This is a genomic window from Brevibacterium sp. 2SA, assembly GCF_005502845.1.
In the GTDB taxonomy this organism is placed as follows: domain Bacteria; phylum Actinomycetota; class Actinomycetes; order Actinomycetales; family Brevibacteriaceae; genus Brevibacterium.
In genome coordinates, this window is record NZ_SCMW01000001.1 from 14,132 (window position 1) to 30,445 (window position 16,314).

The window sequence follows — 16,314 nt, forward strand, 5'->3', positions numbered from 1 at the left end:
GAGCGCTCTGTGAGCGAAAGGTCGACCTGTTCTCTACACTACAGAACATGCCGCTCACCGCTTCGACCTCCGTCCTGGTCACGGCCTCCGCCTCCGGCGCCGCTGAGAACCTCAGCGGCTTCTCCGCGTGGACGGTGGCGATCATGGAGACGCTCGGGCCCCTCGGCGTCGGGTTCCTCGTGTTCCTCGACAACATCTTCCCGCCGATCCCGAGCGAGCTTGTGCTGCCGCTGGCCGGCTTCACGGCGAGTCGCGGTCAGCTCAGTCTCGTCCTCGCCATCGTCTTCGCCACGATCGGATCGGTCGTCGGGGCTCTCGTGCTCTACGCGGTGGGCCGGTGGATCGGACTCGACCGGATCGTGCGGATCGCGGTGAAGATGCCGCTCGTCGACGTCGCCGACGTCCACAAGACGATCGCGTGGTTCGACCGCCACGGTGACAAGGCCGTCTTCTTCGGGCGGATGATCCCGATCTTCCGCTCCCTCATCTCCATCCCGGCAGGCATGCGGGCGATGCCGATGCTCAAGTTCCTCCTCCTCACGGCCGCCGGCAGCACGATCTGGAATACGATCCTCATCGTCGCAGGCTTCTACCTCGGTGAGAACTGGTCGATCGTCGAGACCTACGCCGGGTACTTCCAGACGCTCGTCATCGTCGTCGTCGCGGTCGCCGTCGTCGCGTGGATCGTGCTCAAGGTCCGCAAGCGGCGTCGCCAGCGCGCGACGGGAACCCACGACTCCGACTTCGAGCGGGAGCAGGACGCCGAGCCCGGCGGCACCCCTTAAGCGATGAATGAGCGAAGCCCGACCAAGTGGTCGGGCTTCAGTCATTCACCTCGGCGGAATGGAGCGTCCACCGGGCTCACTTCACCCAGGCCGCCGCGGTGCTCTCGAACGGAACCTCCTCGCCCGTTGCCACCGGACCGGGAGCAGTGCCGTCGCCGAACGGCGAACCGCCGAGCTCCTCACGACCGTGCGGAGTCAGCCAGCCCGACAGGTCCGGACCGACGGGAACGATGCCGGTGGGATTCACGTCCTTGTGGACGATGTAGTAGTGGTCCTTGATCTGCGGGAAGTCGATCGTGTCGCCGAATCCCGGCGTCTGATAGAGGTCGCGGGCGTAGCCCCAGAGGTTCGGGAAGTCCCGCAGCGCGGTGCGGTTGGCCTTGAAGTGCCCGTAGTAGACGGGATCGAAGCGCGCGAGCGTCGTGAAGAGCCGGACATCGGCCTCGGTGATCGACTCACCCATGAGGTAGCGCCGGGTCGCCAGCCGCTCCTCGACGGTGTCGAGGGCAGTGAACAGACGGTCGAAGGCCTTCTCATAGGCCTCCTGCGAGCCGGCGAAGCCCGACCGGTAGACCCCGTTGTTGATCTCCGTGTAGATCATCCGCATGAGGGACTCCATCTCGTCCCGTGACTCCTCCGGCCACAGGTTCGGCGCACCCTCGCGGTGGTAGGCCGTCCACTGGGTCGAGAAGTCCTCGGTGATCTGCGCGAAGTCGTTCGTCACGACCGCACCGGAGGGGATGTCGACGATCGCGGGCACCGTGATGCCACGCGGGTAGTCGGGATAGCGCTTGAAGAACGCCTCCTGGAGCCTCTCGATCCCGAGCACCGGATCGACGCCGCCTGGATCGAGGTCGAAGGTCCACGAGCGCTTGTCGTGGGTGGGCCCGGGCATCCCGAGCGAGATGACGTCCTCGAGACCGAGGAGACGTCGGACGATGACCGTCCGATTGGCCCACGGGCAGGCGCGGGCGGCGATGAGGCGGTAGCGGCCGGGTTCGACGGGCCACTGCGCGTCGGGATCGTCGAGGATGCGGTCCTCGATGTAGTTCGTGTCGCGGTTGAACTCCGCGCCCTTCTCGACGTACGAGCCGGACGTGTCTGTGTCGGCGGTGTTCGTCTCGGTGTCGTTCGACATGGGGATGTCCTCTCTCACGCGACTGAGTGCGTCGGGTCGGCCGCCCGGGGTGAGCGGGCGACCGACCCGACGTCACGATGGTTGAAACTTCATCTTACTCAGCTGACCATCGCCGCGTCTCCCCACCCGCCTCAGTCGGCGTAGAGCGCTTCGATCTCGTCGGCGAAGTCCTTGCCGAGCAGGTGGCGCTTGACCGACTGCTTCGCCGAGAGATAGCCGTTGGCTTCGCTGAGCTCGACGGGCACGATGCGGAACTTCTTGATGCCCTCGGCCCGGGAGACGGTCCGATTGACGCGCTCGATCGCCTTCTCGATCGTCTGGCGCACGGTCTCGTCCTCGGCCGCCTCGGCGAGGGTCATCTCCGGCAGATCATGATTTTTAAGCCACGTCGGCAACATCTCCGGGTCGAGGAAGATCAGTGCGGTGATGTACTTGCGGTTGTCGCCGACGAGCACCGGCTGGCCGATGATCGGGTGGCGGCGCAGCGCGTCCTCGAGCGGGGCGGGGGCGATGTTCTTGCCGCTCGAGGTGACGATGAGCTCCTTCTTGCGCCCGACGATGCTGAGGTAGCCGTCCTCGTCGAGCGACCCGAGGTCACCGGTGGCGAACCAGCCGTCGTGGAACTCCTTGGCCGTGGCCTCGGGGTTCTTCCAGTACTCGCGGAAGACGGGCACGCCCTTGGCGAGGATCTCGCCGTCGGGGGCGATCGCCACGGTCGCTCCGGGCAGGGGCACGCCGACGGTGCCGATCTTCGAGTTCTCGGGGACGTTGACCGTGATCGGGGCCGTCGTCTCCGTGAGGCCGTAGCCCTCGAGGACGACGAGGCCGATGCCGCGGTAGAAGTGGCCGAGGTGGGTGCCCAGCGGCCCGCCGCCGGAGACCGCCCACTTGACGTTGTTGCCCATGATCTCCCGCAGCTTGCGGTAGACGAGGGTGTCGAAGAGCGCGTGCTGGGCCTTGAGCGTGAGCGGGACCTTGCCGGCGTCGAGGGCCTTCGAATAGGCGACGGCGACCTGCTCGGCCCGGCGGAAGATCTTCTCCTTGCCGCCGGCCTGCGCCTTCGCGAGCGCGGAGTTGAAGACCTTCTCGAAGACCCGGGGCACGCCGAGGATGAACGTCGGCTTGAAGCTGCCGAGGGCGTCGGTGAGCTTCGTCAGGTCGGCCTGGTGGGCGAGCAGCCCTCCCGTGCTCACGCAGAGGACCTCGATGAAGCGGGCGAAGACGTGGGCCTGGGGGAGGAAGAGGAGGCAGCGGGCGTCACCGCCGGTGACCTCGCTGATCTGCTCTTCGGCGGCCTGTGCGGTCTGGACGAAGTTCGCATGCGTGAGCACGCAGCCCTTGGGCCTGCCCGTCGTCCCGGAGGTGAAGATGATCGTCGCGATCGACTCGCTGCCGACCTCGCTGCGGCGGGCCTCGAGGTCGGCGTCGCTGACGGATTCGCCCGCGGCGGCGAGCTCGCGGAAGGCGCCCTCGTCCCAGATCCACAGCGTGGGGGCCGGAAGCCCCGCGGCGGCCGCGGCGTCGCGGACGCGCTGGGCGTGCTCCTGCGTGGCGACGAGGCCGGCGGTGACCTCGGCGTTCTCGAGCATCCACGCGAGCTGATCCTGCGAGGAGGTGTCATAGAAGGGCACGGAGATCGCGCCGGCGAACCACACGGCGTAGTCCGACAGCGTCCAGTCGAAGGAGGTCGGACCGAAGATGCCGACCTTGTCCTCGAGCCCGACCCCGGAGGCCATGAGTCCCTTGGCGACGGCGCGGACCTCATCGACGAACTCCGCCGTCGTCACCTCGACCCACTCGTCGCCGACGGCCTTGGCCAGTGCCGGATGGGTGGGGGCGGTGGCGAGGCGGTTGAGAAGGATGTCGGTCGTCGACGACGTCGTGTCCACCTCGTACCCGACGACCGGAGTGGCTGACTGGGGCATTGTCTGTGGGCTCATGCGTACTCCTTCGGGACATAAGTTACTGCCCAGTTACTTTACTGTGCGATCGTTAAGTACTTTACTGTGCGAACGTTCAGCCGTGAAATCGATCACGTTTGCCGGGTGATCATGTCTCGTCTGCAGTCTAGCCAGTTCAGCGCGTGAGCGTTCAGGCTACGATGGATCAAACCCGATCACTGGCGAAGGAAGGTAATGTCGACGAACCCTGAGGACACCGGTTTCCGCTACGACGCGGAACTGGCGGAGAAGATCGAGACGTCATGGCAGCGCACCTGGGAGCAGGCGGGAACGTACCACGCCCCCAACCCGACCGGTGATCTCAGCCAGGACCTCGCCGCCTCCGCCCCGCAGTCCTCGTACGGGCCGCCGGACAACCTCGGCGAGCGGGAGTCCCTCTACATCATGGACATGTTCCCGTACCCCTCGGGTGCGGGCCTCCACGTCGGCCATCCGCTCGGGTATCTCGGCACCGACGTCTTCGGCCGCTATCAGCGGATGCGCGGACGCAACGTCATGCACGCGCTGTCCTACGACGCCTTCGGACTGCCCGCCGATCTCTACGCGGTGCAGACGGGCCAGCATCCGCGGATCACGACCGACGCGAACATCACGAACATGACCGGTCAGCTGCGTCGCCTCGGGCTCGCCCACGACGCGCGTCGCAGCTTCGCGACGACCGACGACGACTTCGTCAAGTGGACGCAGTGGATCTTCCTGCAGATCTTCAACTCGTGGTACGACCCCGAGGCGCAGGCACCGGGGGAGGACTCTGCCGGTGCTGCGCGTCCGATCTCCACCCTCATCGAGCAGTTCGCGAGCGGGCAGCGGCCGACCCCCGACGGGCGGGACTGGGCGCAGCTGAGCGCCGCGGAGCAGGAGGACGTCCTCCAGGGCTACCGGCTGGCCTACGTCTCGGAGTCCCCGGTCAACTGGGCGCCGGGACTGGGCACCGTGCTCGCGAACGAGGAGGTCACCGCCGAGGGTCTGTCCGAGCGCGGCAACTTCCCCGTCTACACGCGCACCCTGCGCCAGTGGAACATGCGCATCACGGCGTATGCCGACCGCCTCATCGACGACCTCGACGCCCTCGACTGGCCGAGTGCGATCCGCGCGATGCAGGTCAACTGGATCGGACGGTCGAAGGGCGCTCTGCTGCGCCTGCCTCTCATGCCCGCCGCTGCCACGGCCGCCGACGCCGATTCGACGACCGAGGAGTCCATCGAGGTCTTCACGACGCGCCCGGACACACTCTTCGGCGCCACCTACCTCGTGCTCTCACCCGAGCACCCGGCCGTCGCCGACCTCACTGCGGCGCAGTGGCCCGAGGGTACGCCCGAGCGCTGGCGCGGAGGAGCAGGCACCCCCGCCGAGGCGATCGCCGCCTACCAGCGTGCGGCCGCGGCCAAGACCGACGCCGACCGGCAGCAGAGCCGGGAGAAGACCGGCATCTTCACCGGCTCCTCGGCGCTCAACCCTGCAACCGGTGAGCAGATCCCGATCTTCGTCGCCGACTACGTCCTCATGGGCTACGGCACCGGGGCGATCATGGCGGTGCCCGCCGAGGACGCCCGCGACTGGGAGTTCGCGAAGGAGTTCGGTCTGCCCTACGTCCGCACGGTACAGCCCCCGGAGGGCCACGACGAGGACTCGCCGTACACGGGCGAGGGGGTGATGATCAACTCCGCGAACGAGTCGATCGACGTCAACGGCCTGTCGATCGCCGAGGCGAAGGCCGCGGTCACCGCATGGCTGGCCGGTCTGGGGCTGGCCGAGGAGACGACGCAGTACCGGCTGCGCGACTGGCTCTTCTCCCGCCAGCGCTACTGGGGTGAGCCGTTCCCGATCGTCTACGACGAGCACGGCACCCCGATCGCGCTGCCCGACGACCAGCTGCCCGTCCAGCTGCCCGAGGTCGACGACTTCGCCCCGCGGACCTATGCCCCCGACGACGCCGACTCCCAGCCGGAGCCGGCCCTGTCGCGCAACCGGGAGTGGGTCGAGGTCGAACTCGACCTCGGCGACGGACCGCGCACCTACTACCGCGAGACGAACACGATGCCCAACTGGGCCGGGTCCTCGTGGTACCAGCTGCGCTACGCCGACCCCAACAACTCCGATGCCGTCGTCGACCCGGCCAACGAGGCCTACTGGCTGGGGCCGCGGGCGTCGAAGCCGCGAGGAGGGGCCGACCTCTACGTCGGCGGACAGGAGCACGCGGTGCTCCACCTCCTCTACGCCCGCTTCTGGCACAAGGTGCTCTTCGACCTCGGGTACATCTCCTCGTCCGAGCCGTTCCACCGGCTCGTCAACCAGGGCTACATCCAGGCCTACGCCTACACCGATGCCCGCGGCGTCTACGTCCCGGCCGCCGACGTCGAGGAGCGCACCGACGAGGCGGGCGAGACGACGTTCTGGTACTCAGGCGAGCAGGTCAACCGCGAGTACGGCAAGATCGGCAAGTCGCTGAAGAACTCCGTCATGCCCGATGAGATCTACGACGCCTACGGCGCGGACACGTTCCGCGTCTACGAGATGTCGATGGGGCCGATCGAGCAGGATCGGCCGTGGGAGACCCGAGCCGTCGTCGGCGCGCAGCGCTTCCTCCAGCGCGTGTGGCGCCTCTTCGTCGACGAGGCGACCGGTGAGTCCGTCGTCGCCGCGGGCACCGCCGATCCCGAGACGCTCAAGGTCGCGCACCAGGTCATCGCCGGAGTCCGCGACGACATGGACCACCTGCGCTTCAACACGGCGATCTCGAAGCTCATCGTGCTCACCAACCACCTGACGAAGCAGGGTAGTGCGACCGTCGACGTCCTCGAGCCGTTGGCGATCATGCTCTCGCCCTTCGCCCCGCACCTCGCCGAGGAGCTGTGGAAGCGGCTGGGGCACGAGTCGTCGATCACCTACGTCGACTTCCCCGAGGCCGACCCCGCCTACCTCGTCGCCGACACCGTCACCGCGGTCGTCCAGATCAAGGGCAAGGTGCGCGCGCGGCTCGACGTCGCCCCCGACATCACCGCCGAGGACCTCGAAGCCCTGGCGCTGGCCTCGCCGAACGTCCAGCGCACGCTCGACGGCGCCGGGGTGCGCAAGGTCATCGTCAAGGCACCCAAGCTCGTCAACATCGTTCCCGACGCGTGAACCGCTGACCGGCTCCGGTCACCGAAGAGAGAAGGACCCCTGACTCCCATGAGCTCCATCGCCGCCGTTCAGGACGAGATCCGCACTGCGCTCGGTGTGCGTCCGCAGATCGATCCCGCCACCGAGGTGATCCGCCGTGTCGAATTCCTCGTCGACTACGTGCTCACCACCGGGGTGCGCGGGCTCGTCCTCGGCATCAGCGGGGGACAGGACTCGACGCTGGCCGGCCGACTCTGCCAGTTGGCGGTCGAAACCCTGCGGCGGCGCGGAGAGAAGGCCGAGTTCTACGCGGTGCGTCTGCCCTACCACGTCCAGGCCGACGAATCCGATGCGCAGGACGCGCTGAAGTTCATCGCCGCCGACCACGAGATCGTCTTCAACATCGGCGCGGCCACGGACGCCGCCGCTGAGGAGTACCGCGAGGCGATGGGCGAGCCGATCTCCGACTTCGGCAAGGGCAACGTCAAGGCGCGCCTGCGGATGACCGCGCAGTTCGAGATCGCCGGGGAGAAACGCCTCCTCGTCGTCGGCACCGATCATGCCGCCGAGGCGGTCACCGGGTTCTTCACGAAGTTCGGTGACGGGGCTGCCGACGTCATCCCGCTGTCGGGCCTGAGCAAGCGGCAGGGACGGGAGCTGCTGCGCCACCTCGGCGCGCCGGAGCACCTGACGACGAAGACCCCGACGGCGGACCTCCTCGACGAGGATCCCGGTCAGACCGACGAATCGTCCCTGGGGCTGACCTACGAGCAGATCGACGACTTCCTCGAAGGCAACGAGATCGACGCCGAGGCGGCCCAGCGGCTCATCGACCGCTACCGGGCGACCGAGCACAAGCGCCGCACCCCGGTGACCCCGACCGACAACTGGTGGATCCGGCACTGACGGGGTCTCAGGTGTCGCCGGCTCCTCAGGCGGTCAGCCCGAGCTCGAGCGCGGTCTGCTTGAACTCCCAGCGGGCGGTGACGAACGTGTCGCCGAGGCTCTCCCCGCGGCTGCGCGCCTCCGTGTACTCACGCCACCCGCCCTTGCGCGAGTCGCCGGGGGTGATCTCCCGCTTCGCCTCGTCGTCGGCGACGACGCGGGTCTCCTCGTTCACCCAGATCGACAGCGCTTCGGCGGCCCGGTAGAGGTTCATGAACGCCGTGTGCGAGCGGGGGTTGTCGAAGCTCGACTTCGCGAACTCCTCACGGAACGTGTGGAGCGGGGCGAGCTCGTCGACGGCGAGGGTGCCGAACGTCGCATCGAGACGCAGGGACTGGATGAGGCCGTCGGAGTCGGGGATGAGGGTGAGGATCCGCTGAGCCCGCGTCTCGTCGGGGATCTGCGCGACCTCCTCGGCGACAGGGGTCAGGCCCACCGCATCCATCCGTCCGCGTTCGGTCGCGAGGCTGCCGCGCAGGGCATCGATCTGGGTCTGGGCGCGCCGCCATTCGCCGTGGAAGATCAGCAGGGCGGCAGCGGCACCGAGGCAGAGCACGATCCCGATGAGCCACGCGAACGGGTGGAGGGCGGGGATGGCGAAGAGCACGATGCCCGCGACGATGAGGACGGCGAGAACCACCGCGGCGGTCGAGTTGGTGAGGAAATCCAGGAAACGCTTCACACTGACAAGACTACTGTTTCGACCTCCGTAAATCGTGTAGGCGATCGTGCATGCAGGTGGCATATAGTGTGCGTGAAAATGCTCGGACGAAACGAGGTAGTGCCAGGTGTTGATTTCGGTCATCGGTTGTGGGTATCTGGGAGCCGTGCATGCGGCGGCCATGGCGTCGCTGGGTCACGAGGTCGTCGGCGTCGACGTCGACGAGGCGAAGATCGCGGCTCTGCGTGACGGACGCCCGCCGTTCTTCGAACCGGGACTCGCCGATCTCCTCGTCGAGGGTCAGGAGAAGGGCAGTCTCGACTTCACGACGGATGTCTCCCGGGCCGCCGAGGCGAGCGTCCACTTCGTGTGCGTGGGCACCCCGCAGCGGCGCGGGGAGTTCGCCGCTGACGTCACGTACGTCGATGCCGCCGTCGACTCGCTCCTGCCGCATCTGGCGCCCGGTGCGGTGGTCGTCGGCAAGTCGACGGTGCCGGTGGGCACGGCGGCCCGGTTGGCTGCGCTCGTCGAACCGGCCGGGGGGATGCTCATGTGGAATCCCGAGTTCCTCCGTGAGGGCCACGCCGTCGAGGACACCCTCCACCCCAACCGTCTCGTCTACGGTGTCGCCGAAGGCGAGGCCGGAGTCGCGGCGACGGCGGCGCTTGATGAGGTCTACGCGCCGATGCTTGAGGCCGACACGCCGCGGCTCGTCGCGGACTTCGCGACCGCGGAGCTGGTGAAGACCGCGGCGAACTCGTTCCTCGCGACGAAGATCTCCTTCATCAACGCGATGGCCGAACTCTGTGAGGCCTCCGGGGCCGATGTCACGCTGCTGGCGGATGCGATCGGGATGGACGATCGGATCGGGCGGAAGTTCCTCAACGCCGGCCTCGGCTTCGGCGGGGGCTGTCTGCCCAAGGACATCCGTGCGTTCATGGCCCGCGCCGGGGAGCTCGGGGCCGATCAGGCGGTGGCGTTCCTCAAGGAGATCGACTCGATCAACATGCGCAGGCGGGTGCGGATGGTCGACATCGCCCGGGACGCGCTCGGCGGGTCGTTCATCGGCAAGCGGGTGACGATCCTCGGGGCGGCGTTCAAACCCGACAGCGATGATGTCCGCGACTCCCCGGCGCTCGCGGTGGCCCGGCTCATCGGCACGCAGGGCGGGGTCGTCACGGTCACCGACCCGGAAGCTGTGGCGAACGCGTCCCGGGCGTTTCCCGAGCTCAGCTTCGTCACCGACACCACCGAGGCGCTGACCGGGGCGGATGCGGTGCTGCTGCTGACCGAGTGGCAGGAGTACCGGGATCTCGACCCGGAGGTCGTCGGCGGTCTCGTGGCCGGGCGGGTGCTCGTCGACGGGCGCAATGTGCTCGACCCGCACACGTGGCGGTCGGCAGGGTGGACGTACCGGGCGCTGGGCCGGCCATGAGGATCGGTCTCGTCACCGATTCGACCGCCCAGCTCCATGATGCCGAGGCGGCCCGGCTGCGCGAGACCACCGGCGGCCTCTTCGCGGTCGTCCCGCTCACCGTGCTCATCGACGGGGTCGCCTACATCGACGGTGAACTCGATCCTGACCGGCTGTGTGCGGCGATGGACGCCGGCTCCGAGGTGAGCACCTCGATGGCCACACCCGCCCGGTTCGCCGCCGCGTACGCCGATCTCATCGACCACGGCGCCGAGGCGATCATCGTCGTCACGATGTCCGGGGAGCTCTCGGGCACCCGCGATTCGGCGGTCACCGCGGCGACCGACCAGCCGGTGCTCATCGACGTCGTCGACTCGCGCACCACCTCGGCGGGACTCGCCGGGGCCGTCGCAGTCGCCGCCGCCGGGATCGGGCGCGGCGAGGACGTCGCATCGATCGCCGGCACCGTCGCCGACTGGTGTGCGGGGGAGACGATGACCGTCTTCGCTCCGCAGAACCTCGAACACCTCCGCCGAGGCGGTCGCATCGGGGCCGCATCCTCGCTGCTCGGGCGTGCCCTGCAGATCGTGCCGGTGCTCGGCCTCGGTGCCGGCGTCGTCACCCCGGTCGCCCGAGTCCGCACCCGCGCGAAGGCGCTCGAGCGGATGAGCGTCATCGCCGGGGAGACGGCGGCGAGCCTCGGCGGGGGAGACCGGCCCCTGCAGGTCGAGATCCAGCACGCCGACGGCAGCCCCGACGCCCCCGACGTCGTCACCCTCACCGAGAAGCTCGTCGACCGGGGCCTGACGCCGACGTTCCGCACGCTCTCGCCGATCATCACCGCCCACGTCGGCCCCGGCGCCCTCGGCATCACGGTCCAGACCACCCCGTAGTGCGGGTGGTCTGGGGGCCGGGACTCGGGCAGCCGGCTGATCGGGGTGCAGCTGGCCGGGGTGCGGCTGACCTGAACTGCTCGCACGGTCGGCTCCGGCACTGTTGGGACCGGAGGGCTCAGGTAAAGACGTGAGCCCTGGAAACCGAGGTGAGCCGGAAGGGGAGTGTGCGCCCGTTGAGGCTGAGTTGGCCACGGTGGCCTTGGCCATCTCCGAGCGAACCGGCGCACAGTCGTGTCGTGCATCCGCGCGAGCAGTTCGACCGCAACCTTCCGCACAGGACCAACCGTCGTCAGCGCGCCGCTTCCCGCGTCGCCGCAAGGTCTTTGCGCCTTTCGCGGCCGGCGGCTGCGGCACTGTTAGGGCCGGAGGGCTCAGGTAAAGACGTGAGCCCTGGAAACCCAGGTGTGCCGGAACCGGCGCACAGTGGTGTCGAGCATCCGCGCGAGCTGTCGGGCCGCGACTTCCCGCTCGGGACCAGCCGTCGTCAGCGCGCCGCTTCCCGCGCCGCCGAAACGTCCTTGTGCCCTTCGCGGCCTGGCGGTTGCGGCACTGTTGGGGCCGGAGGGCTCAGGTAATGACGTGAGCCCTGGAAACCCAAGTGAGCCCGAACGAGAGTGTGCGCCAGTTGAGTCTGAGATGGCCAGGGTGGCCTTGGCCATCTCCGAGCGAACTGGCGCACAGTCGTGTCGTGCATCCGCGCGCGATTTCGGACCGCGGCCTCCCGCGCGGGACCAATCGCCGCCGGACGGTCTCCAGTACGCCACGGACTCGCGTGCGGCAGGGTGTGGATGACACTGCGACTCGTGTGCTGAGAGCCTGTGGACGCTCGCGCACTGTCCACACGACCGGACGATCGCGTGGAGTCCGTGCTCGTGCCCGTCGTAGCGTGCGCGCATGGCTGTGTCTCCCGATGACAGGTTCGCCGGCCTCGTCAATGCGAGCGCCGAACGCGGCGGATGGGTTCCCGGCGACATCTACACCGCCGACACCGAAGGCGACGAGGAGCCGGTCCCGCCGCGACGCGTCCGTCTGCCCATCCTCATCGCCCTCGCCGTGGCGACGACCGCTGTGCTCGTCCTCGCGTTCTACGTGTTCCGCCCAACACAAACGCAGAGCCCGTCCGACCCGACCGCAGGAGGTGCGGTGTCGGAAGGCCCATCCGCCGAGGCGGCCGGCAGTCAAGACGGCGGCAGCGGAGACCCCGGGCCGGCTCAGGACAGCGCAGGATCCGGTGACCAGCCGGCGAACCAGCAGATCGTCGCCCATGTCACGGGTGAGGTCGCGAACCCGTCCGTCGTCACACTGCCCGGCGGCTCACGGGTCAGCGACGCCGTCGAGGCGGCCGGGGGACTGACCGCCGACGCCGACGCGGAAGCGGTCAACCTCGCCCGGCTCGTCGCCGACGGCGAACAGATCCGCATCCCGGCCGTCGGCGAGACACCCGCGGGTCAGGCCCCGGGCGGACAGCCGCCGAGTCCAGCGCCGGACGGCCAAGCTCCAGGCGGTCAGCCTCCAGGCGGTCAGGCCCCTGGTGTGCCCTCCGCCCCGGCACCTCCCGGCGGAGGGCCGGGTGCGGTGCCCGGCGGCAGGATCGACCTCAATACGGCGGACTCGGCGACGTTGGAGACCCTGCCCGGGGTCGGCCCCGTCACCGCCCAGGCGATCATCACCCACCGGGAACAGACCCCGTTCACGAGCGTCGAGGATCTCCTCCTCGTCAAGGGCATCGGCCCGAAGACCTTTGAGAGTCTCAAGGACCTTGTCACCGTCGGATGAGGAAGCCACCCGAGCGGCGCGGCAGCAGAGCCGACCGGAAACTGGTCCGCGTACCGAGCCTCAGATCAGGGCGGAGAATCGACCACAGTCTCGACCCCAGGTCCGGCCGCAGTCCAAGCAGCTCTCGCGGCCACAGTCGCTCCCACAGTCCCGGCCGAGGAGACGCACCACGGAGCGGCAGCGACGCGTAGCTGGACCGCCGAGCGCTGGACCCCACAAAGCGGCGGACTGGGCGCGCAGGCAGGCCCGGGCAGGAGGCCAGTGGGCGCGGACGACTGCGACGCTGTGGCCGTCGTCGGTGCGGCTCGTCCTCTGCGCCGCCGGACTCTGGGCACTCGCCCTCCTCGCGCCCGGCCCCTGGGCGCTCGTGGGCGCCCCGGTCGTCATCGGAATCGGCTTCGTCGTCGTCCGTCGCCGCCGGTTCCACCACCTCGGCGTCGGGCTCATCGTCTTCGCGTGCCTCGCCGCGGTCCAGATCTGCGTGCTCACTTCCGCGCGCGGTCCTGTGGAGAACACGGAGACGAACGGGATCGTCGTCGGGGCTTCGACGCCGGGTCCGTCGGGCTGGTCACGACTCACTCTGCTCACCGGCGGTGGCTTCGCCGAGGTGCTTGCTCCCGCTGTCCCGCCTGTCGGCGCGCGGGTCGAGATGCGCACCGAGCGGCTCGACGACATTCGCATCACCCGTGACGATCCCCGCGTGATGCGCGCACCGAACGCCGTGTGGAGGTGGCGGGCGGAGATGCGCGCGACCCTGCGCGAGAACTCGCTCGCCGCAGGCACCAGCGGCGGTGCGCTGCTGCCCGGCCTCGTCGTCGGGGACACCGCGCCGCAGGATGCGCAGATGACCGACGACATGCGCGTCGTCTCCCTCACCCATCTGTCCGCGGTGTCCGGCACGAACGTGACAATCGTCAGCCTCGGCGCCGGTCTTCTCGCCGGAGCGTGCCGGGCGGGCCCGCGCACCCGCGTCGCCGTCGGCGTGCTCACCTGCCTCGGCTACGTCTTCGTCGTCGGCTTCGAGCCGAGCGCGATCCGCGCCGCCGGGATGGCCGTCGCCGTCGCTCTCGTCTTCCTCCGCGGCGGCGGGATCGCCCCGGTCGCCGTCATCGCGGCCACGGTCGCGCTCCTCCTCACCGGAGTGCCGGTGCTCGCCACCTCGGTGGGATTCGTCCTCTCGGTCATCGCGACGACGGTCATCATGTTCGTCGTCCCGCTCCTGCTGCGCAGACTCCTCGTCCGCTTTCCGCTCGCCCCGTCCGTGCTCGTCAGCGCGCTCGTCGTCCCGCTCGTCGCGCAGCTCGCGTGCACCCCGGTCCTCGTCGCCATCGATCCGCGCCTGGGCGGCTGGTCGGTGGTCGCGAATGCGCTGGCCTCCCCGGCCGTCCTCCCGGCGACGGTCGCCGGGTTCGTCTCCCTCGTGGCCGGCGGGATCGGCCTGCCCGGACTGTCGTGGATCGCCGAGTTCACCGCATGGCTCGGGTCGCTGTGCGCCTGGTGGATCGTCGCCGTCGCCCGGGTCTGCGCCCGCCTGCCCGGGGCATCGCTCGCATGGCCGGATCCGCCGGTGGGATCGCTGGTCGCGCTCGCGGTGCTCGCGCTGCTCACCGTCGGCGTCGTCCTGCTCATTCGCAAGCGGCTCTGGGGCGCGCCGGTCGTCGTCCTCGCGGTCGCCCTCGGGGCGGCGGTCGTCGTCGTGGGCAGTCCGCGTCCGCCTGCCCGGGACTGGCTCGTGCTCGCCTGCGATGTCGGGCAGGGGTCGGCGACGGTCGTCAACCTCGGCGGCGGGCGGGGCCTTGTCATCGATGCGGGGAAGCAGCCGGGGCCGATCGATGAGTGCCTCGATGACAGCGGGATCGCCGAGGTCGACCTCGCGATCTCCCATTTCGATGCCGACCACAGCGGTGGTGCCGCCGGCACCACATGGTCGCGGACGGTGGGCCAGGTGTGGGTGTCGGCCAATGCCATCGGCAGTCCCGACGTCGCGCAGCTCGTCCGGGACACCGGCGCCGAGGTGGCTCCCCTCCACCGCGGACGTCGCCTCGACATCGGCGGAGTGGCCATCGAGGTCCTCTGGCCGCCCAGCACGGGCGTGCCGCCCGCTGAGGGCAGAGGCGGGATCGGGGGAGACGCCGCGGGCGGAATCGGGCAGGCCAACGGCCGGTCCGGGGACGGGACGGCCGCGCGCAACGAGGACTCCCTCGTCTTCCGCGTCGTCGTTCGCGGACTCACCGTCCTCATCCCCGGCGATGTCGGGGAGGAGGAGCAGTTCGTCCTCGCGCAGAGCCTGACGCCCACCGACGTGCTGCTCGCCCCGCACCACGGGTCCTCGGACCTCTCGGATGACTTCTACCGTGCGGCTCGTGCGCAGCTCGGCATCGTCTCGGTGGGGGAGAACCGCTACGGTCACCCGACCGAGCGGTCACTCCAGGCGTTCGGGCCGGTCAGGGTGCTGCGCACCGACGAGTGCGGGACGATCGCCCTCTACGCAGGGCCCCGATTCAGCACGGCCCGCAGCTGCGCCAGCGCCGGCGGCGAGGACGGCGAGGGTCGTGTCCCGCGCGGACGATAGGCTGGGGGCATGGCAGCGAAGAAGACACTGATCCCCTGGAGTTCGGCGAAGCCCGCGCCCGTCGTCATGATCTCCGGCAGCGAATCGGTGCTCGTGCGGATGGCCAAGGACCGGATCGTCTCCGCAGCCCGGAAGAAGGACCCCGAAGAGGTCGAGTTCGACGCCGCCGCCTACCAGGGTGGGGAACTCGAGATGGCGGCCTCACCGTCGCTGTTCTCGAGCGCCAAGCTCATCGTCGTCGACGCCGTCGAGAAGTGCTCCGAACCGTTCCTCGAGGACGCGCTGTCCTACCTCGACGAACCGAACGACGACGCCGTCGTCCTCCTGCTCCACGGCGGAGGCAACCGCGGTGCGAAGCTCGTGAAGAAGATCGACGCGGCCGGTTTCCCGCGCATCGATGCCGCCGTGCTCAAGAACGAGAGCGACCGGGCGAAATTCGCCCAGGCGCGCTTCAAGTCAGCGAAGCGGCAGATCGACGAATCCGGGATGGAAGCGCTCATGTCCGCCCTCGGCGCCGACCTCTCAGAGCTCAACGCCGGCGTCGACCAGCTCATCGAGGACACGGAGGGCACGATCACCGGCGCCGTCGTCGACCGCTACTACGGCGGCAGGGTCGAGGCGACCGGCTTCAAGGTCGCCGATGCCGCGGTCTCCGGCGATGCGAAGAGCGCGCTCAGCCTGCTCCGCCACGCGCTGTCGACGGGATCGGATCCCGTGCCCCTCGTGGCGGCCGTGGCGATGAAGCTGCGCGGCATGGCGAAGGTCCAGGGCTTCTCCGGATCGAGCGGCGAACTCGCCGCCGAACTGAAGATGGCGCCCTGGCAGGTCGACCGGGCGCGGAGGGAAGTGCGGCGCTGGAACGAGGTCGCCCTCGGACAGTCCCTCATCGCCGCAGCCGAGGCGGACGAAGCCGTCAAAGGCGGCGGCCGCGACCCCGTCTACGCCGTCGAGACGTTCGTCTCCGAGGTGTGCCGGCTCGCCCGCGCCCGCTGAGTCCCCACACCGGTGGCCGGAGCGGACCCGTCCCGGCGACCGTTCCCGGGCACCAGCAACTGATCCTGGGC

Annotated in this window: 11 protein-coding genes; 8 read left to right on the forward strand and 3 right to left on the reverse strand. The window is 69.3% G+C overall.

The features are described 5' to 3' along the window. Nucleotides 1-47 precede the first annotated feature (47 nt). On the forward strand, nt 48-785 hold the full coding sequence (locus tag FFS20_RS00060; protein WP_137823907.1) for a DedA family protein: 738 nt from the start codon (nt 48-50) through the stop codon (nt 783-785). 76 nt (nt 786-861) lie between these two features. Here FFS20_RS00060 and FFS20_RS00065 read toward each other — a convergent pair whose 3' ends face one another. Both FFS20_RS00065 and FFS20_RS00070 read right to left on the reverse strand, forming a co-directional pair. Further along, nucleotides 862-1,923 carry a glutathione S-transferase C-terminal domain-containing protein gene (locus FFS20_RS00065; RefSeq protein ID WP_137823908.1) on the reverse strand — a complete coding sequence of 354 codons (1,062 nt, stop codon included), beginning with the start codon at nt 1,921-1,923 and terminating at the stop codon, nt 862-864. Between the two features lie 131 nt (nt 1,924-2,054). Next, nucleotides 2,055-3,863, reverse strand: coding sequence for a long-chain fatty acid--CoA ligase (locus FFS20_RS00070; RefSeq protein ID WP_249356320.1), 1,809 nt, complete (start codon nt 3,861-3,863; stop codon nt 2,055-2,057). A gap of 195 nt (nt 3,864-4,058) precedes the next feature. On the opposite strand from FFS20_RS00070, the gene leuS reads away from it, so the two are divergent. Both leuS and nadE read left to right on the forward strand, forming a co-directional pair. Beyond that, nucleotides 4,059-7,007: a leucine--tRNA ligase gene (leuS, locus tag FFS20_RS00075; RefSeq protein ID WP_137823909.1), complete on the forward strand. Its 2,949-nt coding sequence runs from the start codon at nt 4,059-4,061 to the stop codon at nt 7,005-7,007. A 48-nt stretch (nt 7,008-7,055) separates the two neighbouring features. After that, complete coding sequence (gene nadE / locus FFS20_RS00080; protein WP_171006926.1) at nt 7,056-7,892, forward strand: ammonia-dependent NAD(+) synthetase; 837 nt, start codon at nt 7,056-7,058, stop codon at nt 7,890-7,892. A gap of 25 nt (nt 7,893-7,917) precedes the next feature. On the opposite strand, the gene FFS20_RS00085 is transcribed toward nadE, so the two are convergent. Next, the gene (locus FFS20_RS00085; RefSeq protein ID WP_137823910.1) at nt 7,918-8,613 is read right to left on the reverse strand and encodes a hypothetical protein; all 696 of its coding nucleotides are present in this window, start codon (nt 8,611-8,613) and stop codon (nt 7,918-7,920) included. 106 nt (nt 8,614-8,719) lie between these two features. Here FFS20_RS00085 and FFS20_RS00090 point away from each other — a divergent pair, with 106 nt between their 5' ends. The 5 genes from FFS20_RS00090 (at nt 8,720) to holA (ending at nt 16,243) form a co-directional block, all read left to right on the forward strand. Further along, on the forward strand, nt 8,720-10,027 hold the full coding sequence (locus tag FFS20_RS00090; protein WP_137823911.1) for a UDP-glucose/GDP-mannose dehydrogenase family protein: 1,308 nt from the start codon (nt 8,720-8,722) through the stop codon (nt 10,025-10,027). Further along, a complete protein-coding gene (locus tag FFS20_RS00095; RefSeq protein ID WP_137823912.1) occupies nt 10,024-10,899 on the forward strand; it encodes a DegV family protein in 876 nt (291 codons plus the stop codon). The genes FFS20_RS00090 and FFS20_RS00095 overlap by 4 nt, the downstream gene beginning before the upstream one ends. An 897-nt stretch (nt 10,900-11,796) precedes the next feature. Next, on the forward strand, nt 11,797-12,678 hold the full coding sequence (locus tag FFS20_RS00100) for a ComEA family DNA-binding protein (protein WP_137823913.1): 882 nt from the start codon (nt 11,797-11,799) through the stop codon (nt 12,676-12,678). A gap of 298 nt (nt 12,679-12,976) precedes the next feature. Beyond that, on the forward strand, nt 12,977-15,250 hold the full coding sequence (locus FFS20_RS00105; protein WP_249356325.1) for a ComEC/Rec2 family competence protein: 2,274 nt from the start codon (nt 12,977-12,979) through the stop codon (nt 15,248-15,250). A gap of 9 nt (nt 15,251-15,259) precedes the next feature. Next, nucleotides 15,260-16,243, forward strand: a complete 984-nt coding sequence (holA, locus tag FFS20_RS00110; protein ID WP_137823914.1) for a DNA polymerase III subunit delta — start codon at nt 15,260-15,262, stop codon at nt 16,241-16,243. The last annotated feature ends 71 nt before the right edge of the window (nt 16,244-16,314 follow it).

Bases quoted from the DNA above. Each gene is read 5' to 3' on its own strand.
- FFS20_RS00060 (WP_137823907.1), top strand. From the start codon at position 48: ATGCCGCTCACCGCTTCGACCTCCGTCCTGGTCACGGCCTCCGCCTCC.
- FFS20_RS00065 (WP_137823908.1), bottom strand. From the start codon at position 1,923: ATGTCGAACGACACCGAGACGAACACCGCCGACACAGACACGTCCGGC.
- FFS20_RS00070 (WP_249356320.1), bottom strand. From the start codon at position 3,863: ATGAGCCCACAGACAATGCCCCAGTCAGCCACTCCGGTCGTCGGGTAC.
- leuS (WP_137823909.1), top strand. From the start codon at position 4,059: ATGTCGACGAACCCTGAGGACACCGGTTTCCGCTACGACGCGGAACTG.
- nadE (WP_171006926.1), top strand. From the start codon at position 7,056: ATGAGCTCCATCGCCGCCGTTCAGGACGAGATCCGCACTGCGCTCGGT.
- FFS20_RS00095 (WP_137823912.1), top strand. From the start codon at position 10,024: ATGAGGATCGGTCTCGTCACCGATTCGACCGCCCAGCTCCATGATGCC.
- FFS20_RS00100 (WP_137823913.1), top strand. From the start codon at position 11,797: ATGGCTGTGTCTCCCGATGACAGGTTCGCCGGCCTCGTCAATGCGAGC.
- holA (WP_137823914.1), top strand. From the start codon at position 15,260: ATGGCAGCGAAGAAGACACTGATCCCCTGGAGTTCGGCGAAGCCCGCG.